This window comes from Pseudomonas sp. SL4(2022), from assembly GCF_026625725.1.
In the GTDB taxonomy this organism is placed as follows: domain Bacteria; phylum Pseudomonadota; class Gammaproteobacteria; order Pseudomonadales; family Pseudomonadaceae; genus Aquipseudomonas.
Window position 1 is genome coordinate 3357640 of record NZ_CP113060.1, and the last position, 21967, is coordinate 3379606.

Sequence of the window (21967 nt, forward strand, 5' to 3'; positions counted from 1 at the left end):
TAAAGGCAGCGCAGGCTTGTCCTGCGCTGCCTGCAGTATTAAAAAGCCCCGCGATTGCGGGGCTTTTTTATGCGCGATGGATATGCGGCGACTATGGTTGTCAGTCGTCGAAATCCATCCAGCCGCCCATCTCTTTCCAGCGGTTGACGATGCCGCAGAACAGTTCGGCGGTTTTCTCAGTGTCGTAACGGGCCGAGTGTGCTTCCTTGCCATCGAAATCGATGCCAGCGGCCTGGCAGGCCTTGGCCAGTACGGTCTGGCCGTAAGCCAGGCCAGCCAGGGTGGCGGTATCGAAGCTGGAGAACGGGTGGAACGGGTTGCGTTTGATGCCGCAGCGCGTCACGGCCGCATTGAGAAAACCCAGGTCGAAGCTGCTGTTGTGCCCGACCAGAATCGCCCGTTTGCAGCTGTTGGCCTTCAACGACTTGCGCAGCCCTTTGAAGATCTCGCCAAGGGCATGCTCTTCACTCACCGCCATGCGCAACGGGTGATCGAGCTTGATACCGGTGAAGTCCAGTGCCGCTTGTTCGATATTCGCGCCTGCGAACGGCTCGATACGAAAGAAGTGGGTGTGTTCCGGATAAAGAAAACCGCCTTCATCCATGCCGATGGTGGTAGCGGCAATCTCCAGCAGGGCATCGGTGGCGCAGTTGAAACCACCGGTTTCCACGTCCACGACTACCGGCAAGTAGCCACGAAAGCGTGTCGCCATCGGGTGGCGTGGGCCGGAGTGCGGGCTGCTCTCGAGCTCGTCGTCGTACAGGTCTTCACTCACGCTTGGCGCTCCAGCAGACGCCAGCGCAGGGTTTCACCGGCGCGCAGCGGGATAACGGTTTGCTCGCCCAGTGGCAGGCTGGCAGGTGCAGTCCAGTCTTCACGCACCAGGGTGATGCTGTCGCTGTTGCGCGGCAGGCCATAGAAATCCGGGCCGTTCAGGCTGGCGAAGGCTTCCAGCTTATCCAGCGCGTTGCGCTGCTCGAAGGCCTCGGCATACAGCTCGATGGCCGCATAGGCGGTGTAGCAACCGGCGCAGCCGCAGGCTGCTTCTTTGGCGTGCTTGGCGTGCGGCGCCGAGTCGGTGCCGAGGAAGAACTTGGCGTTGCCACTGGTGGCCGCATCCAGCAGGGCATCCTGGTGGGTGTTGCGCTTGAGGATCGGCAGGCAATAGAAGTGTGGGCGGATGCCGCCAACCAGCATGTGGTTGCGGTTGTACAGCAGGTGATGGGCGGTGATGGTGGCACCTACGTTGGCCGAGGCGCCTTGTACGAACTCCACCGCATCGCGCGTGGTGATGTGCTCGAACACCACTTTCAGGGTCGGGAAGCGCTCGACCACACGGCTCAGGTGTTCGCCGATAAAGATCTTCTCGCGGTCGAATACATCGATCTCGCTGCGCGTCACTTCGCCGTGTACCAGCAGTGGTAGGCCGACTTCAGCCATGGCTTCGAGCACCGGGAAAATCTTGTCGATGCTGGTCACGCCAGAATCGGAGTTGGTGGTCGCGCCGGCCGGGTAGAGCTTGGCCGCATGCACAAAGTCCGAGGCTTTGGCTGTGCGAATGTCTTCAGGCTGGGTCAGGTCGGTGAGGTACAGCACCATCAGCGGCTCGAAACGGCTGCCCGCAGGGCGGGCGCTGAGAATGCGCTGGCGATAGGCATCCGCTTCGCTTGCGTTGCGTACCGGCGGCACCAGGTTGGGCATGATGATGGCGCGTCCGAAGGTGCGGGCTACATCGGCGACGGTGTGGGGCAGAACGCCACCGTCGCGCAGGTGGATGTGCCAGTCGTCGGGACGCAGCAGGGTAAGGCGGTCAGTCATGGAAGCTTCCAGGCGGGCAAAACGTGGCGAGAATGCTACCGGAAAAGCCCCGTGGCAGCACGTTGAAAGCAGGCGTGTTGGACAAACTCGGATGGATGTCGATGGCTACCGCCTGGCCGCTTCCTGGGATGGCGGCACCTGAGCGTGGCTGCGTGCTCAAGTTTTCTGGCGCGGCACCGATAGACAGAAGGTAAGCCGTATTCCCTGGAGTCTGTCGTGCGACCCTACCCACTCGCAGTGCTTTGCCTGCTGGCAAGCCAGTCGGCCCTTGCTATCAGCTTCCAGACTCGTCTGGAGAAGATCGAGTGGCAGGTTGAAGGTGATCAGTTCGAGTGCCGCCTGTCGCAACCTATCACCGATTTCGGCTCCGGGGTGTTTGTGCGGCGAGCTGGGGAGCAGGTGATATTCAGTCTCAAGGCCCGCGAGCGCTGGATGAGCAAAGGCAACGCGACGCTGTTGGCTGCTGCTGCACCGTGGCAGCCAGGGCGAGGGGACATCAATCTCGGCTCGGTCAATGTGCTGTCGGCCGAAGTGCTGTTCAACAGTTCTCAAGAGCAGGGTGTGCGGTTATTGACTGGATTGCTTGAGGGGCGCAGCCCTGTGGTACGACACCGTACAGCCATGGGCGGTGACAGTATTGAAGTGCGTCTACTACCGGCCAAATTCGATAAGGCGTATGACGAGTACCTCGCGTGCACCGCAAAGTTGCTGCCGGTGAATTTTGATCAGGTACGCAAGAGCTTGGTGGGTTTTCCGGGGGGGGGCATCGTCCTGGAACCGCTCGCACAAGCCAAGCTTGATATCATTTTGAGCTACCTCAAGGCTGATCCCAGTGTTAATCGAATTCAGCTTGACGGCCATGCGGACAACAGCGGCAATCGCCTGACGAACCGCGATATGTCACGGCGCCGGGCACTGGCGGTGATGGAGTACCTCAAGGCTAATGGTATTCCGGCTGAGCAGATCACCATGCGTTTCCATGGCGAGCGTTATCCCCTTGCACCCAATACCAACGAAGCCAACCGGGCGAAGAACCGCCGGGTGACCATTCTGCTTGATCGTGTGCCTGAGGCGGCAGTGCCGCCCGAAGCAACGCCTGCACCCACTGCTGCGGAGCCTGCAGCCACCTCCTGATGCATGCTGTTCATCCGTTGTCCAACAATTAACCGTCGCTTGGTCATCACAAGCTGTCGCGCCTCTATAAATCAGACGGCATGGGCAGTAGAATCGTCGGTTTTCCCGCACAACCCCGTGGAGTTGATGGCATGGCCGACGTAAACAAGGTAGTCCTGGCATATTCCGGTGGCCTGGACACTTCCGTGATCCTCAAGTGGCTGCAAGATACCTATAACTGCGAAGTGGTGACCTTCACCGCAGATCTCGGCCAGGGTGAGGAAGTCGAGCCGGCACGTGCCAAGGCTCAGGCCATGGGCGTCAAGGAAATCTACATCGACGACCTGCGCGAAGAATTTGTGCGTGACTTCGTTTACCCGATGTTCCGTGCCAACACCGTTTACGAAGGTGAGTACCTGCTGGGCACGTCCATTGCCCGTCCACTGATCGCCAAGCGCCTGATCGAAATCGCCAACGAGACTGGTGCAGACGCCATCTCCCACGGTGCCACCGGCAAAGGCAACGACCAGGTTCGTTTCGAACTGGGCGCCTACGCGCTCAAGCCCGGCGTGAAAGTCATCGCCCCGTGGCGCGAGTGGGACCTGCTCTCGCGTGAGAAGCTGATGGACTACGCCGAGAAGCACGCCATCCCAATCGAGCGTCACGGCAAGAAGAAGTCGCCGTACTCCATGGATGCCAACCTGTTGCACATCTCCTATGAAGGCGGCGTGCTGGAAGACACCTGGACCGAGCACGAAGAAGACATGTGGCGCTGGACTAAATCGCCAGAAGCCGCACCGGACACCCCGACCTACATCGAGCTGACTTACCGCAAGGGCGATATCGTTGCCATCGACGGCAAGGAAATGAGCCCGGCGACCGTATTGGCTGAGCTGAACCGCATTGGTGGTGAGAACGGTATCGGTCGTCTGGATATCGTCGAGAACCGTTTTGTCGGGATGAAGTCCCGTGGCTGCTACGAGACCCCCGGCGGCACCATCATGCTCAAGGGCCACCGTGCCATTGAGTCGATCACCCTGGATCGCGAAGTGGCTCACCTGAAAGACGAGCTGATGCCGAAGTACGCCAGCCTGATCTATAACGGTTTCTGGTGGAGCCCTGAGCGTCTGATGCTGCAACAGATGATCGACGCCTCGCAGGCCAACGTGAACGGCGTGGTGCGCATGAAGCTGTACAAAGGCAACGTGATCATCACCGGCCGTAAGTCCGACGATTCGCTGTTTGACGCCAATATCGCCACCTTCGAAGAAGACGGCGGCGCTTACAACCAGGCCGACGCTGGCGGCTTTATCAAACTCAATGCACTGCGCATGCGCATCGCGGCGGGTAAAGGGCGCAAGATGCTCTGATAGACTCAGCGCCTGAGCCTACCAAGCCCCGGCCATAAGCCGGGGTTTGCATTTATAGGTCCGTGTCGTCGGGCCAGTGATGAGGAGAGAACAGATGAGACTGCTGCACACCATGCTGCGCGTGGGCGATATGGATAAATCCATCGCGTTCTACACCGAAGTGCTGGGCATGACCCTGCTACGTCGTAAGGACTATCCCGAAGGGCAGTTCACTCTGGCATTCGTCGGTTACGGTGACGAGGCGCACAACAGCGTGATCGAACTGACCCATAACTGGGGCGTGGACAGTTACGAGTTGGGCACCGGCTATGGCCATATCGCTTTGGAAGTGGCCGATGTGTACAAGGCTTGCGAAGACATTCGCACCCGCGGCGGCAAGATCACCCGTGAGCCGGGCCCCATGAAGCACGGCACCAGCATTCTGGCGTTTGTTGAAGACCCGGATGGCTACAAAATCGAGCTGTTGTCGCCTTCGCGCGCGGACTGATAGCCGCTGATGGCTAAAGGTCAGCCCCGTGTCGCGTCATAAAAAAGCCCCGCAGATGCGGGGCTTTTCGTTGCTGGCGGGTTTAGAGGTCGAAGTCGTATTCGGCCAATTGCTTGTGCAAGCGTCGCTCTTCGAGGAAGTTGTCGATGATGCGGCGCTTGGTCAGGTTGGTTTTGGCTACTTCTACCGGCGCTTCTGTTTCATCCGCTTCTTCGGCAACAAAATCTTCGTCGAGCTCAAGATCTTCTTTATCAGTGCTCATGTGTTTCACTCCAGGCTACAAGGGCCATTTGCGCACCTTATAACGGCAAAACCTGGTCGGGTAAAAAAGATTTTTTCAATCAGCTTATTGAGCAGATGAATAGCGGCTCAATCGTCGGAGGTTTTCTGTTTGTATTCGCATAGATCTTCGATACGGCAGCTGCCGCAACGTGGCTTGCGCGCCTGGCACACATAGCGGCCATGCAGGATCAGCCAGTGGTGCGAGTCGAGCAGAAATTCCTTGGGCACAAACTTCATCAGCTTCTTTTCCACCTCCAGCACGTTCTTGCCGGGGGCGATGCCGGTGCGGTTGCTGACACGGAAGATGTGCGTGTCCACCGCCATCGCCAGCTGGCGAAACGCCGTGTTGAGTACCACGTTGGCGGTCTTGCGGCCGACGCCGGGCAGGGCTTCGAGGTCTTCGCGGTTGTCCGGCACCTGGCTGCCATGTTTCTCGATCAGGATGCGGCAGGCCTCGATGACGTTCTTCGCCTTGCTGTTATACAAGCCGATGGTCTTGATGTATTCGCTCAGCCCCTCGACGCCGAGTGCGTAAATCGCCTCGGGCGTATTGGCCACCGGGAACAGCTTGGCGGTGGCCTTGTTCACGCTGACGTCGGTGGCCTGGGCAGACAGCGTCACCGCGACCAGCAGTTCAAACGGCGTGCTGTAGGCCAGTTCGGTCTTGGGTTCGGGGTTGTCTTCGTGCAGGCGGCGGAAGATTTCATAGCGCTTGGCTGCGTTCACTCGATCACTCCAGTGACGCGTACGCGACGGCTTTGCACGGGGGCTTCCGGTTCCTGCGCCTTGGCTTTGGCCGCGAGGTGTTCATCGATGCGGTTTTTGCCTGCCACCAGCAGGCCCAGCACCAGAAACGCCCCCGGCGGCAGGATCGCCAAGAGGAAGCCTTTGTAGTCACTGAACAGTGTCAGTTGCCAATTTGCGGCGATTGGGCCGAACAGCAGCTGCATATTGGCAAACAGTGCGCCGGTGCCGAGCAGTTCACGCACAGCCCCGATCACCACCATCACCAGGCCGAAACCAATGCCCATCATCAGCCCATCAAAGGCGGCATGGCTGACCTTGTTCTTGGCGGCAAATGCTTCGGCGCGGCCGAGGATGATGCAGTTGGTGGTGATCAGCGGAATGAAGATGCCGAGGATCTGGTACAGCTCGTAGGTGAAGGCCTGCATCAGCAACTCGGTGCAGGTGGTCAGCGCAGCGATGATCATGACAAATACGGGCAAGCGCACGGCATCGGTTACCGCATTGCGGATCAGCGACACGGCGGCATTCGAACAGGCCAGCACCAGGGCGGTGGCCAGACCCATGCCCAGGGCGTTGACCACCGAGTTGCTGACGCCCAGTAGGGGGCACAAGCCAAGCAGCTGGACCAGGCCAGGATTATTCTTCCACAGGCTATTGACGACGATTTCGCGGTAACTAGTCATTGTCAGTCTCCTGGAACGTGAGCAGTTCTACCCGGTGCGCATCGAAATACTGCAGCGCCTTGTGCACCGCTTTGACCACGGCGCGCGGGGTGATGGTGGCCCCGGCGAATTGATCGAACTGGCCGCCGTCCTTCTTAACCGCCCAGCCGGAGTCATCCGGGCTCTGCAGCGAGGTGCCCACGAAACTGTTGATCCAGTTGTTCTTGGCCAACTCGATCTTGTCGCCCAGGCCCGGTGTCTCCTTGTGGCTGATCACCCGCACGCCGGCCAGGCGGCCATCGGCCAGGATGCCGATCAACAGGCTGATGCTACCGCTGTAACCGTCCGGTGCTGTGGCCTGCAGGATCACCGCACTGGGTTCGCCATTGCGGGTGGCCAGGTAGGCCGGAGTAGGGCCTTTGTTGCCCAGCAATGGGTCATGAACGTTGCGGACGTTGTCCAGCAGGTGGTTGTCATAGCTGCCGGCGGGCAGAATCTGCGCCAGGGCCTGGACCTTGGCTTCACGCTGAGCGGCCTCAATGCGTTTGGCCGTACCCAGTTGCGTCGTGGCGACGATGCCCACGGTCAGAATGGCGAAAGCCCCCAGTACCAAGGCATTTTTCAGCATGGAACGGCTGATTTCAGGCAGGGCCACGGTCACTCTCCCAACTTGAAGCCGCGTGTCGGCTTGCGATGACCGTAGGTGCGCGGCCGTGTGTAGTAGTCGATGGTCGGCGCGGCCAGGTTCATCAGCAGCACGGCGAACGCGATGCCGTCCGGGTAGCCGCCCCAGGCGCGAATCACATACACCAGCACGCCGACGCCAACGCCGAATATCAACCGACCGAGGTTGCTGGTGGCGCCGCTGACCGGGTCCGTGACGATAAAGAATGCACCGAGCATGGTCGCGCCGGTGAGCAGGTGAAACAGCGGCGAACCATTGGAGTCCGAGCCCGAACCGTTCCAGAACAACAGGCTCATCACCGCCAGGCCCGCGAGCATGCCCACCGGCGCATGCCAGGTGAACAGGCGTTTGTGCAGCAGGTACAAACCGCCGGCGAGGAAGGCCAGGTTGACCGCCTCCGTGGCGGCGCCCCCCAGGTAGCCGAACGCTGGATTTTGCGCCCAGAGCTCTTCCATGGTCAGGCTTTTATTCAACTTGAGGGCGTCCAGTGCGGTTGCCTGTGCCCAGCCATCGGGCAGATTAGCGATGCCGAAAATCTGCTGCAGGCCTTCGAGCAGGCCAACGCTATGCGGCGCTGGCCAACTGGTCATTTCCATCGGAAAGGAGATCAGCACCACCACGTAGCCGAGCATGGCCGGGTTGAACGGGTTCTGCCCCAGACCGCCGTAGAGCTGTTTGCCGAACACCACGGCAAAGCCGGTCGCCACCAGGGTTAGCCACCAGGGCGAGTAGGGCGGCAGCGCCAAGGCCAGCAACACGGCGGTGACGAGAGCGCTGTAGTCTTTAAGGAAGAACAGCACGGGGCGTTTGCGCAGCGCCAGGATGGCCGCTTCAAAAGCCAGCGCGCAGGCACTGGCCCACAGCAGGTTGATCAGCGTGCCCGCGCCGAATAGCCAAGTCAGGGCCAGGATGCCCGGCACGGTGGCCAGCAGCACCTGCAGCATCACTTGCTGGGTACGGTTGCTGCCCTTGGCGTGGGGCGATGTGATACGTGGCAGGGCCATTGGCGCTCCGGTCGATTGTCTTGCTGTGCATGGCGTTATCGCGCCACGCGCAGTTCTGTAGCCCGGGTGCAATCCGGGGGAATTCTTGGCGCCATGTGTTGCCGCGAACCGGGGGCGCTGTCCCGGAGTGCATCCGGGCTACGTCTGGTGTTCGCTCAGTTTCTGTTCGGCATCGGCTAGACGTACACGGGCCTGCTCCAGCGCATCGGTTGCGGCATGTTCATCACGTTCCAGCTTGCGCAGATCGGCGCGGGCAAAGGCCACCTCCGTTTTCAAGGCGCGGGTGATTTCATCGATCGGCTGCTTGTCGGTGCGCACCAGCTCTGGCACGGGCTTGCCGGAGGCTTCTTCTGCTTGATGCAGCGATTGCTCGGCCGCCGCTAAGGCCTCGCGCAGGCCATTCAGAGTCGCCTCATCGCTGCCGGCTTTCTCAGCTTTCTTCAGCTCAGCACGCTTCATCGCCAGTTCGATCTTGGCTTTTTTCAGCGCACCATCATCGGCGGGTGCTTTAGCCGCAGTCGGAGCTGGTGCACTGTCGAAGCTGGCCAGCAGTTTTTCAGCGGCGTCGAGTTGGCTGCGCAGTTGCGTGAGTTCACTTTGCTGTTCGGCGCTCGGGGCGTCGAGTTTTTCCAGCTTGCGTACCTGTGCGCGGAGCATGGCGGCGTCGATTTTGGCCTTTTTCAGTGCGCCGTCATCGGCAGTCGCCGCTGGCGCAGGCGGATTAGCCGCTGTGGCGGTGTCGAGTGCTTGTTGTGCTGCCGCGGCGGCGAGGCGCAATGCGTCGACCTGGGCCTGCAGCTCCGCAGTGGCGTGAGCCGCCAGTTGTTTCTCAGCTTTTTTCAGCGCGACTTGCGCCATGCTGGCTTCGATTTTGAGTTTCTTCAGTTCATCACTTAACCCGGCTGGTTTGGCGGCTACGCTTTCGCTGCTCTCTGGGCCGGCTGCTGCTTGAGCCTGAGCGGCTTTGGCTTGCGCCGCTTTGGCGGTGCGGGCTAGGCGTTCGGCTTCTTTCTGTTCTTCAGCGCGGCGCAGGCGCTCCTGGCGTTGCTCGAAGCGCTGCTTGGAGTGTTCGGCCTTGAGCTGCTTTTGTTCCAAGTCGCGAATTTCCGCCTTGGCGGCGCGGTAGTACTGCACCAACGGAATGCTCGACGGGCAGACATAGGCGCAGGCGCCGCATTCGATGCAGTCGAACAGGTTGTGCGCCTTGAGTTGCTCGTGTTCTTGGCCCATGGCGAAGAAGTGCAGTTGCTGCGGCAGCAGGCTGGCTGGGCAAGCTTCGGCGCATTCGCCACAGCGGATGCAGGGCAGGGCCGGTGGCGGCGGTGGTAGCTCGGCGGTGGTGGAGGCCAGCAGGCAGTTGGTGGTTTTGATCACCGGCACGGCAAAGTCAGGCAGGGTGAAGCCCATCATCGGGCCGCCCATGATCAGCCGGTTCAGCTTGCTGCGGTCGAGGCCGGCAAATGCCAGCAGTTCACCCACCGGGGTGCCGAGCAGCACCTCAACGTTCATCGGTTTGGCCAGGGCTTCCCCGGTGAGCGTGGTGATGCGTGAAATCAGCGGTTTGCCATGGATGATGGCGTCGTGAATGGCCACGCATGTGCCGACGTTCTGGCAGAGCATGCCGATGTCTGCCGGCAGGCCACCGCTGGGGACTTCCACGCCGGTGAGAATCTGGATCAGCTGCTTCTCGCCGCCGGACGGGTACTTGGTGGGGAAAACCTTGAGTTCATAACTGCGCTCGCTCAGTGCAAGGCGCACCGCGGCGATGGCTTCAGGTTTGTTGTCCTCGATGCCGATCAGCACCTGATCCGGCTGGATCAGGTGCACCAGAATGTCGATGCCGCTGATCAGCTCCGCGGCGCGCTCGCGCATCAACAGGTCGTCGGCAGTGATGTACGGCTCGCACTCGGTGCCGTTGATGATCAGGGTGTGGATTTTTTGCGTCGGCCGCGCGTTGAGTTTCACCGCAGTCGGAAAGCCCGCTCCGCCCAGGCCGTTGATGCCAGCCTGGCGGATCCGCTCAATCAATTTGCCATGATCAAGGTGGCGATAGTCAGGACAGGGCTCAAGCGGGCACCACTGCTCAAGGCCGTCCGTTTCAATGACGATGGCCGGCGCGAGCATCCCGGATACATGCGGGTAAGGCTGCGGGCCGATAAAGCTCACGGTGCCGGAGGTTGGCGCGTGCACTGGTACACTGACAAAGCCGGTGGCGGCGGCGATCAGCTGGCCTTTCAGCACGCGCTCACCCACGGCGACTATAGGTTCTGCGGGCGCGCCGATATGCTGGTTGAGCGGCAACGTCAGGCGCTTGGGCAGCGGTGCCGGCTGGATCGGCGTGCGGTTGGACAGCTCCTTGCGCTCGGCCGGATGAATGCCGCCGGGGATATCCCAGATACGTTCCTGCGCACTCATGCCGCGTGCTCCCGATCAGTGGCAATCAACTGCCCAGCCGGCAGGGGTTTCTCCCATTTCCAGCTCTGCAGGTTGCTGCCGACCTCGACCATGTCGATGCAGTCCACCGGGCAGGGCTCTACGCACAAATCGCAGCCGGTGCATTCGCTGACGATCACGGTGTGCATCTGTTTGGCTGCGCCAACGATGGCGTCCACCGGGCAAGCCTGGATGCACTTGGTGCAGCCGATGCACTCGGCCTCGCGAATGTAGGCGACCATCTGCGGCTTTTCACCTTCGACGGCGTCCAGCGGTTCGGCCTCTACGTCGAGCAGATCCGCCAGCGCTTGAATGGTCGCTTCGCCGCCGGGGGGGCATTTGTTGATTTTGTCGCCGTCGGCAATCGCCTCGGCGTAAGGCTTGCAGCCCGGATAGCCGCACTGACCGCATTGGGTTTGCGGTAGCAGGGCGTTGATTTGCTCGGCAATCGGGTTGCCTTCGACTTTGAAGCGCACCGCGGCAAAACCGAGAATGGCCCCGGCCACCAAGCACAGGGCGAGCAGGGCGAGCACCGCAATCAGCACCAGACTCATAGCTTGATCAGCCCGGTAAAGCCCATAAACGCCAGGGACATCAGCCCTGCGGTGATCATGCCAATCGCTGCGCCTTGGAAGGATTTGGGCACGTCGGCAATGGCAATGCGTTCACGCATGGCCGCAAACAGCACCAACACCAGGGAAAAGCCGAGGCCGGCGGCAAAACCGTTGGCGGTGGCGGTGATAAAGGTGAATTCAGCCTTGTTGGCATTCAGCAGCGCCACGCCCAGGACGATGCAGTTAGTGGTGATCAGCGGCAGGAAGATGCCGAGCACGCGGTACAGCAGCGGACTGGTCTTGTTCACCACCATTTCGGTGAACTGCACGACTACTGCAATCACCAGAATAAAGCTGATGGTGCGCAGGTATTCGATATCCAGCGGCTTCAACACGTACTGCTGCACCAGGTAGCTGCACATGGCGGCCAGGGTCAGGACGAAGGTGGTGGCCAACGACAGGCCGATGGCGGTTTCGATTTTCTTCGAAACGCCCATGAAGGGGCACAAGCCAAGGAACTGGACCAACACGAAGTTGTTAACCAGGATGGCGCTGACCATGATCAAGGCGAGTTCGGTCATCGATAACACCGTGTGCGCTGGCCGGGGCCGGGGAAATTGGGGGCGCTTATTATCGTGAAGGCGCCCATGCCGGACAAGTTGCTCGGCGGGTTATCTAAGCCTAGTGCAGTGGGCCACTATGGTGTTCGGTGGTGCAGTGCTGCTCGTTTGAATCAATACACCATGCAGGCTGCGTTGAGCAGACCGACGACCAGGGCTAGGCCGCCGAGGAATACACCGTGTGCCAGTTGGCCATTAGCGATGCCGTGTTTCAATTCCGGTAGCAGACGCGCTGCGGCCAGGTACACCAGTGCCTGCACCAGCAAGGCGATTACGCCCCAGATAACCATGTCCTGCAGGCTGACGCTATGGGCGATGCAACTGGCCAGCGGCAGGGCGAAGCCGAGCATTGCACCTAGCAGCGCCACGGCGGCGGCCAGGTTGCCCTGGCGGATCAGTTTGAGTTCGGCGTAGGGCGTCAAGCGTAGATAGATGATGGCAAACAGGCCGAACAGCGCCAACGCGACGGCGAAATAAAGGAGGAAGTTACCCAGGTTCTGCAGTATGGCCATGACGATCACTCGATGAAGTAATGGGGGAGGAAGCGACTGCTGTCGCGGGTGATGGGGGTGGCGTCCTCGCGGATGCCGAGGCCTGCAGGCTGCTCGCCGACCATCCAGCAGCCCAGCACGGTGTAGCTGTCGCCGTAGCGCGGCAGCGGCGCGTAAGCCTGGTAGATGCAGGCGTCGGCGGCGTGTGGCCCGTCGCTCTCCAGCGTCAGCCCGGCACCGACTATCTGGATGTTCTGCCCCTCCCTTGCATACAGCGGTTTGCGTACATAGGGTTCGGGCAGGTCGGCAGTGAAGCTGGCTGGCAGTAGGTTGGGGTGGCCGGGATTGCGCTGCCAGAGGATCGGCAGCATGGCCTTGCTTGACAGCAAGAGTTTCCACGCCGGCTCCTGGAAGCGGATACCGCTTGCGCCGACATGAGCGCCGAACGCGTCCTGCAGTAGCCACTCCCAAGGGTAGAGTTTGAAGCAATGTTCGATGGGCTGTTCGTGCTGGTCGACGAAGCCACGACGCTGCTGGTCATAGCCGATCGCTTCGATCGGTACATACTGGGTCGACAGCCCAGCCTGGTGGGCAACATCTAGCATATAGAGGACGTTGCCGGTGTCTTCCTCATGGCCCTCGATGGCGGTGAAATGCACGCGGCCGCGGCCGATCTGACGCCAGCGCTCAATCAGTTTCTCGTGCAGCGAGTTGAACTGGTCGGCCTCAGGCCGCATGTCGCGCAGCCAGTACCACTGCACCACGCTGGCCTCTAGCAGGCCGGTGGGCGTGTCGGCGTTGTACTCGAGCAATTTAGGTGCGCCCTGGCCGTTCCAGGAAAAGTCGAAGCGACCATAGAGCGCCGGCTCATGACGCTGCCAGGAGTCGATGATCAGTTGCTGCGCGCCAGGTGGCAGAGTGAAGGGGGCGAAGTGGCGTTGCTCGATCACCCACCGCGTGGCCTCCAAGTAGAGACGATGCAGCTCTTCGGCGGCATCCTCCAACATCTCGACCTGGGCCAGGCTCAGCTCGTAGGCGGCCGACTCGTCCCAGTAGGTACCGTCGATGCTGTGGAAGGTGAAACCTAGTTCTTCGCATTGCTTGCGCCAGTGCGGGCGTGGAACGAAGTCGACCCGTCGCATCAACCGCCCGCCGAATAGCGTGCGCCGCTGAAGCCGAAACCGCTGCGTTTGATCGTCTCCCGGCTCGCAACGTTGTAAGGCTGCCTGGTTACAGGGCGGGCACTGTGCTCGTAGCTGGGGCCATAGTAGTAGCGTCCGCTGTAGCTAGCCGAAGAGCCTTCCTGGCAGTAGCCTGCGTAGCTGCCCCAGTCGGCTTCGCATTCGGCCTTGGTCCGGTACTGATCGCGGTAGACATCGCCGTGATGGAGAGCTGCCAGCAGAACTCCGCCGGAGAGCACGAAGGTGGTGACAAGTTCGGACTTCTTCATCGAATGTCTCGTGCGCAGTTACCGGTGATGCACCGCCACAGCCAGCTCAGCAGCCGGGTTGCCGTCCTTTTTTCCATTTTCAGCATCCTTGCTTTGGTGGGGCTTACTTGACCCGCTGTCCTGGCTTGGCACCGCTGTCCGGGCTGAGCAGGTAGATTTCTTCGCCGCCAGGGCCGGCCGCCAGAACCATGCCTTCGCTGATGCCGAACTTCATCTTGCGCGCGGCCAGGTTGGCCACGTACAGGGTCAGGCGGCCTTCCAGCTTGCTTGGGTCTGGGTAGGCGCTCTTGATGCCGCTGAACACGTTGCGCTTGGCGTCACCGATATCCAGGGTTAGACGCAGCAGCTTGTCGGCGCCTTCAACGAATTCGCACTTCTCGATCAGTGCAATGCGCAGATCGACTGCGGCGAACGCATCGAAGGCGATTTCGGCGGCCAGTGGGTCTTTCGTCAGCTCGCCGTTACCAGCGGCTGCTGGAGCGGCTTCACTGGCGGCCAGGTCTTCTTTGGAGGCTTCGATCATGGCGTCGATTTTCGCGGGTTCGATACGGGTCAGCAGAGCGCTGAACGGGTTCAGTTGGTGGTCGGCCAGCAGCGTCTGGTGATCGTCCCAGGTCAACGGAGCGACATTGAGGAAGGTCTCGGCGTCGCTGGCCAGCTGCGGCAGCACTGGTTTCAGGAAGATCACCAACTGGCGGAACAGGTTAACGCCCAGGGCGCAGATGGCCTGCACCTCATCCTGCTTGCCGTCCTGTTTGGCCAGGGACCAGGGCGCTTTGTCGGCGATCCAGGCGTTGGCGCGATCGGCCAGGGCCATGATCTCGCGCATGGCGCGGGCAAAGTCGCGGGCCTCGTAGGCTTCAGCGATGCTCGGTGCGGCGGCCTGGAAGGCGTCGGTGAGTTCCGGTGCGGCATTACCGGCCACCAGCAGGCCATTGTTGCCTTTGTGGATAAACCCGGCGCAGCGGCTGGCGATGTTGACCACCTTGCCGACCAGATCCGAGTTGACCTTCTGCACAAAGTCTTCCAGGTTCAGGTCCAGATCATCCACGCCACGGCCCAGCTTGGCGGCGTAGTAGTAGCGCAGGTACTCGGGGTTCAGATGATCCAGGTAGGTGCGCGCCTTGATAAAGGTGCCGCGTGACTTGGACATCTTCTGGCCGTTGACGGTCAGGTAGCCGTGTACGTTGACCCCGGTCGGTTTGCGGTACCCGGCACCTTCGAGCATGGCCGGCCAGAACAGGGCGTGGAAATTGACGATGTCCTTGCCGATGAAGTGGTACAGCTCGGCAGTCGAATCCTTACCCCAGAACGCATCGAAGTCCAACTCCGGCGTACGTGCGCAGAGGTTCTTGAAGCTGGCCATGTAGCCGATCGGCGCATCCAGCCAGACGTAGAAGTACTTGCCCGGCTCGTCGGGGATTTCAAAGCCGAAGTAGGGCGCATCACGGCTGATGTCCCACTCCTGCAGGCCGGAATCGAGCCATTCGGCGATCTTGTTGGCTACTGCATCCTGCAGAGCGCCGCCGCGGGTCCAGCTTTTCAGCATGGTCTCGAAGTCCGGCAGCTTGAAGAAGAAGTGCTTGGAATCGCGCAGTACCGGTACGGCACCGGAGATGGCCGAGCGTGGGTTCTTCAGCTCGGTCGGCTCGTAGGTGGCGCCGCATTTCTCGCAGTTGTCGCCGTACTGATCTTCCGCCGCGCACTTGGGGCAGGTGCCTTTGATAAAACGATCAGCGAGGAACATGCCCTTTTCGGGATCGAAGTACTGGGTCACCGAGCGGGTGGCGATATGCCCAGCATCACGCAGCTTCAGGTAGATGGCCGCCGACAGTTCGCGATTTTCGTCCGAGTGGGTGGAGTGGTAATTGTCGAAATTGACCCCGAAATCGGCAAAGTCGGCGGTGTGTTCGGCCTGCACGTTGGCGATCAATTGTTCCGGGGTAATACCTTCCTTCTCGGCGCGCAACATGATCGCCGAGCCATGGGCGTCATCGGCGCAGACGTAGATAGCCTGGTTGCCGCGCAGCTTCTGGAAACGCACCCACATGTCGGTCTGGATGTACTCGAGCATATGGCCAAGGTGGATCGAACCGTTGGCGTAGGGCAGGGCGCTGGTGACGAGAATCTTGCGGGCTTGGCTCATGGGATCGGCTGCATTGGTAACTCAGAGGAGCCGGCAACTATATAGGGGCGGCGGATTTTTTTCATCCTTGCGCGGGCAATGCCTGCCGATGCGTACCTATGGGGTTGGCCTGGGGTAATATGCCCGCCTGCTTTACTCAGTCTTTCGGAGCCTTCCATGAGTGTTGTTACCCGTGCAGCGGTCGAAGCCGCCTTGTCCCACTACACCGATCCGCACCTGAATCAGGACCCGGTCAGCGCCGGTTGCCTGCGCGAGGTGGATATTCAGGGTGCTCAGGTCAAGGTGCGTCTGGTGCTTGGGTATGCCGCGGGGTTGTTCAAGAGTGGCTGGGCGCAGATGCTGCAGATGGCCCTGGAAAACCTGGATGGCGTTGAGCGGGCTCAGGTGCAGATCGACTGTGTGATCGAAGCGCACAAGGCGCAGGATCAGGTGCCTGCGCTGGCTAATGTGAAGAACGTGATCGCTGTGGCCTCTGGCAAGGGAGGGGTGGGTAAATCCACCACCGCAGCCAATCTGGCGCTGGCGTTGGCCCGTGAAGGCGCCAAGGTCGGCATTCTCGATGCGGATATCTATGGGCCAAGTCAGGGCATCATGTTCGGTATCCCTGAAGGCACGCGGCCGCAGGTGAAGGATCAGAAGTGGTTTGTGCCGCTCAAGGCCCATGGTGTGGAGGTCATGTCGATGGCTTTTCTCACCGACGAGAACACTCCGGTGGTGTGGCGCGGGCCGATGGTGTCTGGCGCGTTGCTACAGTTGATCACCCAGACCGCCTGGGATGATCTGGATTACCTGGTGGTCGATATGCCGCCAGGTACCGGTGATATCCAGCTGACCCTGGCGCAGAAAGTACCGGTGGCTGGCGCTGTGATCGTCACTACGCCACAGGATCTGGCACTGCTCGATGCCAAGAAGGGCGTGGAGATGTTCCGTAAGGTGAATATTCCGGTGCTTGGTGTGGTGGAAAACATGGCCGTGCATATCTGCTCAAACTGCGGGCATGCCGAGCATCTGTTCGGCGAGGGTGGCGGCGAGAAGCTGGCGGCGCAGTTTGGTGTCGATCTGCTGGCGTCGCTGCCGCTGTCGATGGCCATTCGCATGCAGTCCGATGGCGGTAAGCCGACCACGGTGGCTGACCCAGAAAGCCAGATTGCGATGATCTATCAGGAAACGGCGCGCAACGTCGGTGCGCGGATTGCTCAAGGTGGTGTGCAGCAGGCCATGCCGACCATCGTGATCAGCGAAGACTGATTCTGTTGTGGCGCACGCCAGTGCGCCCTATCCCTTGCGCAGATAAACCAGCGTCCATAAAAAAGCCCCGCACTAGGCGGGGCTTTTATCAAGCTAGGTTAGTGCAGGTTATACAACCTGAACTTCCTCAGCTTGCATGCCTTTCTGACCACGGGTGGCCACGAAAGTCACTTGTTGGCCTTCTTTCAGGCTCTTGAAGCCATCGCTCTGGATAGCTTTGAAGTGTACGAACAGATCGTCACCGGATTGTGGGGTGATGAAGCCGTAGCCTTTCTCATCGTTGAACCACTTAACGGTGCCAGTTTGACGATTGGACATGTGAATGTCTCCTAACAAAAGTAATAACAGCCCTGGAAAAGCCCAGGCCGGGACTGAGTGCAACGAGTACTAGGAGTCGGACGATGTTTGATCGAAATCTAGGCATCAGGTAGCGATTCGCGGTGACACATGCAGCACAGTGAGCTCACCATACCCGCTTTTAGCGCTAAGCGCGAATGCTCTGTGCATCTTTCTGTTATTTACCGATCAATAGGTGGTTTTTCCGCTGCGCACGCGGGCAGGCGCAACAGCCTTTGAACCCTGCCGTCAGCCCCGGTAAGATGCGCTCACTTTTTCATCATCTCGCCTATAGCAGGACAACCGCCATGAGCATCAAATCGGATAAGTGGATTCGCCGCATGGCTCAAGAGCACGGCATGATCGAGCCTTTCGTTGAGCGCCAGGTGCGCAACGAGGGGGCTGAGCGGCTGATCTCCTACGGGGTTTCCAGTTATGGCTATGACGTGCGCTGCGCCGATGAATTCAAGGTGTTCACCAACATCAACTCGGCGACTGTTGACCCGAAGAACTTCGATGAGAAGAGCTTTGTCGATGTGAAAAGTGATGTGTGCATCATTCCACCGAACTCCTTCGCCCTGGCTCGCACCGTGGAGTTCTTCCGCATCCCGCGCGACGTGCTGACCATTTGCCTGGGCAAGAGCACGTACGCCCGTTGCGGCATCATCGTCAACGTCACGCCGCTGGAGCCGGAGTGGGAAGGCCACGTGACTCTGGAGTTCTCCAATACCACCACCTTGCCGGCGAAGATCTATGCCAACGAGGGTGTAGCGCAGATGCTGTTCCTGCAGTCCGATGAAGCATGCGAAGTGTCTTACAAGGATCGTGGTGGTAAGTACCAGGGCCAGCTGGGTGTGACCCTGCCCAGGGCTTGATCGGTCGCGGTAACGAAAAAGGCCGGGCAATGCCCGGCTTTTTCATGGGTTTCAGAAACTCAGGGAACCAGCGGTAGTTCGCGCTTATGGCGAGTGGCGTCATAGGTGCGCACGATGATGGCGTAGGCTTCCTCGCGCACGGGCTGGCCGTGCAGGAAGGCATCGATTTCCGCGTAGCTGACGCCGTGAGCTTCTTCGTCCGGCTTGCCGGGGCGCAGTTCCTCCAGATCGGCCGTAGGCACTTTAAACACCAAGTTTGCCGGTGCGCCCAGGTGTTGGGCGATGGCGCGCACCTGGCCTTTGACCAGGCCAGATAGCGGGGCGAGGTCGCAGGCACCGTCGCCAAACTTGGTGAAAAAGCCCATGACCGCCTCGGCCGCGTGGTCAGTGCCGATCACCAGGCCGTTGTTGGCGTTGGCGATGGCGAACTGGGCCACCATGCGGATACGTGCCTTGATATTGCCGGTGACGAAGTCGCGGCGGGCATCGCTGAGCTTCTTCAGGTGAGTCACCTGCTCGCTGAGGCCCACTACGCTGTCTGCGATATTCACTGTGTCCTCTTCATCGGCGCGTATGAATTTCAGCGAATCCTGAGCGTCCTGCTCATCATGCTGTGTGCCATGGGGCAGGCGCACGGCGATAAAACGATAGGCCTGATCACCGGTTTCCGTCCGCAATTCTTCTACGCACAACTGAGCCAGGCGCCCGGCAGTCAGTGAGTCGACGCCGCCGCTGATACCCAGTACCAACACCTTGAGGCCGGCGTTCTGCAGGCACTGTTTGATAAAGGTCTTGCGCTTGTCGATCTGCGCCACCAGCGCAGCGGTATCGGCGAAAGACGCGACTACATCGAGGGCGGCGGCGATTTCGGCTTGGCGATTGCTCATTTCAAAGTCCTCACTGGGCGTCGCTGACGCGAAAAACATGTTTTAGATAGCTGACAAAGTTGTCGTCGCGGCATTGGGTCTTACCCGGCGCATCGGAAATCTTGGCGACTGGCTGGCCATTGCAGGCGGTCATCTTGATCACGATGTTCATTGGTTCGACCCCGGGAATGTCGCAGGTCAGCTTGGTGCCGATGCCAAAGCTTACGTTGATCCGTCCGTAAAGTGCACGGTAGAGCTGTAGCGATTTATCTAGAGTGAGTCCATCGGAAAACACCAGCGTCTTGCTCTTAGGGTCGATACCCAGTTTTTCGTAGTGGGCGATGGCCTTTTCTGCCCAGCGCAGTGGATCACCGGAGTCGTGACGCAGGCCGTCGAACAGTTTGGCGAAGTACAGGTCGAAGTCGGCCAGGAAGGCATCCATAGTGATGCAATCGGTCAGGGCGATGCCAAGCAGGCCGCGGTATTCGCGTACCCAGCAGTCGAGCGCGGCGCTTTGGCTGTCGATCAGCCGCGGGCCTAGCTGCTGGTGCGCCATCAGCCATTCGTGGGCCATGGTGCCGATTGGCTTGAGGTCGAACTCGCGGGCCAGGTGCACGTTGCTGGTGCCGACGAAACGTCCAGGGAAGTCGTGCTTGAGAATGTGCACCATCTGTTCCTGTACCCGGTAGGAAAAACGCCGGCGGGTGCCAAAATCGGCGATCTGGAAACCTTCCAGCTCGGCGGCCGAAGCCTCGCCCTTGAGCCAGTCGAGCTTCTGGTAAAGACGCTCGCTGGCTTGCTCCAGCAGCACTTCGCGGTAGCGATAGCGATTACGCACCTCGCTGACGATGGCCAGCAGTGGGATTTCGTAGAGGATCACATGCAGCCAGGGTCCGCGCAGGCGGATGCATAGCTGGCCGTCTTCGATGCTGGTGTGCACGTAGCGCAGGTTGAAGCGAAACAGGCTGAGAAAACGGGTGAAGTCTGGCTTGATGAACGGAATGCGTTCGAGGAAGGCCAGCTGGTCAGCACTCATGCTCAGCTCGCTCAGGCGCTCGATCTGATAGCGGATCTCGGCCAGGTAGGGCGTCAGGTCCTCGGCGTTGCGGCAGCGGAACTCCCATTCCACCTCGGCGTTGGGGTAGTTGTGCAGCACCGCCTGCATCATGGTCAGTTTGTAGAAGTCGGTATCCAGCAGGTTCTGCACGATCCGCTCGGCAAATACGCTTTCACCCATGATCAGATCCTCTTATCCGTGTTGAGGGCCGCGTCCAGCTCGTTCAGGCTGGCGTACAGCTCGATGCCTGCTGCGCACATCTCGCTGCAGGCGTTTTGCGCGGTTGCTTCGGCAATGGCGCGGCAGGCCGGCAGATAGACGCCGACCTCGAAACCGGCACGGCGCAGTTGCAGGGCGGTGGTCTTCACGCAGTAGTCGAGGGCCAGACCGCCCACCAGTACGCGCTGCACGCCATTGTGCAGGAGAAACTCGATGGCGCCCGTGCTGCGCTTCTCGGCCAGGTCGTGGTAACAGGCGCCGTAGGGATGCAGGTCCGGCTCGACGCCTTTCCACACGAAGTAGTCGTAGTCCAGCGGCAGTGGCAGTTCATCCAGCAGCTCGAATCCAGGCGTGCCCGGTACGCAGTGGCTGACCCAGCTGAGATCGGCGTTGACCAGCGGCAGCGGCTTGAGCATCTCGGCATGGCTCGGTGCGATCCAGGCGGCTTGCGGGCTGTGCGCGTCCTTGCTGCCCAGGCGCAGGTGAGCGCGGCTGGCCAGCTCATTCAGGGCGGGGGCGATCTGTTCGCCACCGGCCACCGGCAGCTCATCTGGACACAGCGGGGTAAAGCCTTTCTGTGCATCGACGTCGAAGCTGGCGATTTTCATGGGTAGCGCTCCTTGTTGCGCGTTTGCATGACCACATATTCCATCTGATGTAATATGTGGTCAAGCGCTTTTCTGCGAAATACGTGAATTTCGTCGGGTTATTGGTCAAGATGAAATAAGTCGAAGGAATTGGAGGGATGATGGGATCTGCAGAAGTGCTGGCCAGCGTGGATATCGTTGCGCTGCGTCTGAGCGGGGCGGGCGAGTTGGAACTGTTACTGATTCGTCGTGCCCAGGCACCGTTCGCCGGGCAGTGGGCGTTGCCCGGTGTGCTGGTCAACGGTCGCTGCGCCGACCTCAGTCTGGATGTCGCTGCGACGCGTGCATTGCAGGAAAAGGCGCGGGTGCAGCCGCAGCACCTGGAGCAGGTGGCGACAGTGGGCAACGCGGTGCGTGACCCGCGTGGCTGGTCGTTGAGCACCTTCTACCTGGCCCTGTTGCCCGCCGATACCGCGTTGCTGGGCGAGGACCTGTGTTTTGTCAGCCTGGCGCAGGTGCTCGACGAGCGCTTCGCGCTGCCATTCGACCATGTGCATTTGGTGGCGCAAGCGCTGGAGCGGCTGGCCAGCAAGTCGGTGTACACCTCGCTGCCGCTCTATTTGCTGCCCCCGCGCTTTACCGTGACCGAGGCGTTGCTGGCGTTTCAGGCCTGCCTGGGGCAGGCAGTACAGCACACCACCCTGCGTGGTCGCCTGGAAAAAATGAAGCAGCAGGGCTGGATCAGTGATACCGGCGAGAAGAACTACCCGAAGATGGGCCGGCCTCAATCGCTCATCGCACATGAACCTCAGGCATCTGGAGTTTTTACCTTTGATCGCAGTTTGCTGAGCTAAATTGCGGGCAAAAGAAAGGGCGCCAGAGGCGCCCTAAAACGATGATGTGTGGAGTAAGTCCGC

At 60.4% G+C, this 21967-nt stretch carries 24 protein-coding genes; 6 read left to right on the forward strand and 18 right to left on the reverse strand.

Annotated elements, in window-relative coordinates; all coding sequences use genetic code 11:
• Positions 1-100: 100 nt before the first annotated feature.
• Together rnt and pyrC are read right to left on the reverse strand one after the other, a co-directional pair.
• A complete protein-coding gene (gene rnt, locus OU997_RS15835; protein ID WP_267807453.1) occupies positions 101-775 on the reverse strand; it encodes a ribonuclease T in 675 nt (224 codons plus the stop codon).
• The gene (gene pyrC, locus OU997_RS15840) at positions 772-1818 is read right to left on the reverse strand and encodes a dihydroorotase (RefSeq protein ID WP_267807454.1); all 1047 of its coding nucleotides are present in this window, start codon (positions 1816-1818) and stop codon (positions 772-774) included. Before pyrC ends, rnt begins: the two co-directional genes overlap by 4 nt.
• 216 nt (positions 1819-2034) lie before the next feature.
• Here pyrC and OU997_RS15845 point away from each other — a divergent pair, with 216 nt between their 5' ends.
• From OU997_RS15845 to gloA, 3 genes are all read left to right on the forward strand, one after another.
• Positions 2035-2952: a flagellar protein MotY gene (locus OU997_RS15845; protein WP_267807456.1), complete on the forward strand. Its 918-nt coding sequence runs from the start codon at positions 2035-2037 to the stop codon at positions 2950-2952.
• A 131-nt stretch (positions 2953-3083) separates the two neighbouring features.
• Positions 3084-4301 carry an argininosuccinate synthase gene (locus tag OU997_RS15850; RefSeq protein WP_108486094.1) on the forward strand — a complete coding sequence of 406 codons (1218 nt, stop codon included), beginning with the start codon at positions 3084-3086 and terminating at the stop codon, positions 4299-4301.
• A 94-nt stretch (positions 4302-4395) separates the two neighbouring features.
• A complete protein-coding gene (gene gloA, locus OU997_RS15855) occupies positions 4396-4788 on the forward strand; it encodes a lactoylglutathione lyase (protein ID WP_108486093.1) in 393 nt (130 codons plus the stop codon).
• An 82-nt stretch (positions 4789-4870) separates the two neighbouring features.
• Here the strand turns inward: gloA and OU997_RS15860 are convergent, their stop codons facing one another.
• The 12 genes from OU997_RS15860 to metG all read right to left on the reverse strand — a co-directional run bounded on the left by OU997_RS15860 (position 4871) and on the right by metG (position 15862).
• Entirely contained in the window at positions 4871-5050 is a 180-nt protein-coding gene (locus OU997_RS15860; RefSeq protein ID WP_108486092.1) for a PA3496 family putative envelope integrity protein, read from the reverse strand.
• A 107-nt stretch (positions 5051-5157) separates the two neighbouring features.
• Positions 5158-5796, reverse strand: a complete 639-nt coding sequence (gene nth, locus OU997_RS15865; protein WP_108486091.1) for an endonuclease III — start codon at positions 5794-5796, stop codon at positions 5158-5160.
• Complete coding sequence (locus tag OU997_RS15870; RefSeq protein ID WP_371920674.1) at positions 5793-6500, reverse strand: electron transport complex subunit E; 708 nt, start codon at positions 6498-6500, stop codon at positions 5793-5795. The genes nth and OU997_RS15870 overlap by 4 nt, the downstream gene beginning before the upstream one ends.
• Positions 6493-7107, reverse strand: coding sequence for an electron transport complex subunit RsxG (gene rsxG, locus OU997_RS15875; RefSeq protein WP_177480020.1), 615 nt, complete (start codon positions 7105-7107; stop codon positions 6493-6495). The genes OU997_RS15870 and rsxG overlap by 8 nt, the downstream gene beginning before the upstream one ends.
• A gap of 29 nt (positions 7108-7136) precedes the next feature.
• Entirely contained in the window at positions 7137-8168 is a 1032-nt protein-coding gene (locus OU997_RS15880; RefSeq protein ID WP_267807460.1) for an RnfABCDGE type electron transport complex subunit D, read from the reverse strand.
• A 138-nt stretch (positions 8169-8306) separates the two neighbouring features.
• The gene (gene rsxC / locus OU997_RS15885; RefSeq protein WP_267807461.1) at positions 8307-10583 is read right to left on the reverse strand and encodes an electron transport complex subunit RsxC; all 2277 of its coding nucleotides are present in this window, start codon (positions 10581-10583) and stop codon (positions 8307-8309) included.
• Positions 10580-11155, reverse strand: coding sequence for an electron transport complex subunit RsxB (rsxB, locus tag OU997_RS15890; RefSeq protein ID WP_267807463.1), 576 nt, complete (start codon positions 11153-11155; stop codon positions 10580-10582). Before rsxB ends, rsxC begins: the two co-directional genes overlap by 4 nt.
• A complete protein-coding gene (gene rsxA, locus OU997_RS15895; protein WP_090252381.1) occupies positions 11152-11736 on the reverse strand; it encodes an electron transport complex subunit RsxA in 585 nt (194 codons plus the stop codon). The genes rsxB and rsxA overlap by 4 nt, the downstream gene beginning before the upstream one ends.
• Before the next feature lie 152 nt (positions 11737-11888).
• Entirely contained in the window at positions 11889-12287 is a 399-nt protein-coding gene (locus OU997_RS15900) for a DUF350 domain-containing protein (RefSeq protein ID WP_108488084.1), read from the reverse strand.
• Positions 12288-12292: 5 nt separating this feature from the next.
• Positions 12293-13408, reverse strand: a complete 1116-nt coding sequence (locus OU997_RS15905; RefSeq protein WP_267807465.1) for a glutathionylspermidine synthase family protein — start codon at positions 13406-13408, stop codon at positions 12293-12295.
• Positions 13408-13716 carry a hypothetical protein gene (locus tag OU997_RS15910; protein ID WP_108488082.1) on the reverse strand — a complete coding sequence of 103 codons (309 nt, stop codon included), beginning with the start codon at positions 13714-13716 and terminating at the stop codon, positions 13408-13410. Before OU997_RS15910 ends, OU997_RS15905 begins: the two co-directional genes overlap by 1 nt.
• Before the next feature lie 103 nt (positions 13717-13819).
• Complete coding sequence (metG, locus tag OU997_RS15915) at positions 13820-15862, reverse strand: methionine--tRNA ligase (protein WP_267807467.1); 2043 nt, start codon at positions 15860-15862, stop codon at positions 13820-13822.
• A 156-nt stretch (positions 15863-16018) separates the two neighbouring features.
• Between metG and apbC the strand changes: the two genes are divergently transcribed.
• Positions 16019-17110 carry an iron-sulfur cluster carrier protein ApbC gene (apbC, locus tag OU997_RS15920; RefSeq protein ID WP_267807469.1) on the forward strand — a complete coding sequence of 364 codons (1092 nt, stop codon included), beginning with the start codon at positions 16019-16021 and terminating at the stop codon, positions 17108-17110.
• 108 nt (positions 17111-17218) lie between these two features.
• On the opposite strand, the gene OU997_RS15925 is transcribed toward apbC, so the two are convergent.
• A complete protein-coding gene (locus tag OU997_RS15925) occupies positions 17219-17428 on the reverse strand; it encodes a cold-shock protein (protein WP_004423761.1) in 210 nt (69 codons plus the stop codon).
• Positions 17429-17754: 326 nt separating this feature from the next.
• Between OU997_RS15925 and dcd the strand changes: the two genes are divergently transcribed.
• Positions 17755-18321, forward strand: a complete 567-nt coding sequence (gene dcd / locus OU997_RS15930; protein WP_108488079.1) for a dCTP deaminase — start codon at positions 17755-17757, stop codon at positions 18319-18321.
• Positions 18322-18380: 59 nt separating this feature from the next.
• Here dcd and nadE read toward each other — a convergent pair whose 3' ends face one another.
• From nadE to OU997_RS15945, 3 genes are read right to left on the reverse strand one after another with little or no spacing between them, the layout of a single operon-like run.
• Entirely contained in the window at positions 18381-19208 is an 828-nt protein-coding gene (nadE, locus tag OU997_RS15935) for an ammonia-dependent NAD(+) synthetase (RefSeq protein WP_267807489.1), read from the reverse strand.
• A 10-nt stretch (positions 19209-19218) separates the two neighbouring features.
• Complete coding sequence (gene pncB / locus OU997_RS15940; RefSeq protein ID WP_267807491.1) at positions 19219-20424, reverse strand: nicotinate phosphoribosyltransferase; 1206 nt, start codon at positions 20422-20424, stop codon at positions 19219-19221.
• 2 nt (positions 20425-20426) lie between these two features.
• Positions 20427-21071, reverse strand: a complete 645-nt coding sequence (locus OU997_RS15945) for an isochorismatase family protein (RefSeq protein ID WP_108488076.1) — start codon at positions 21069-21071, stop codon at positions 20427-20429.
• Between the two features lie 140 nt (positions 21072-21211).
• Here OU997_RS15945 and OU997_RS15950 point away from each other — a divergent pair, with 140 nt between their 5' ends.
• Positions 21212-21904: an NUDIX domain-containing protein gene (locus OU997_RS15950; RefSeq protein ID WP_267809924.1), complete on the forward strand. Its 693-nt coding sequence runs from the start codon at positions 21212-21214 to the stop codon at positions 21902-21904.
• Positions 21905-21967: the final 63 nt, after the last annotated feature.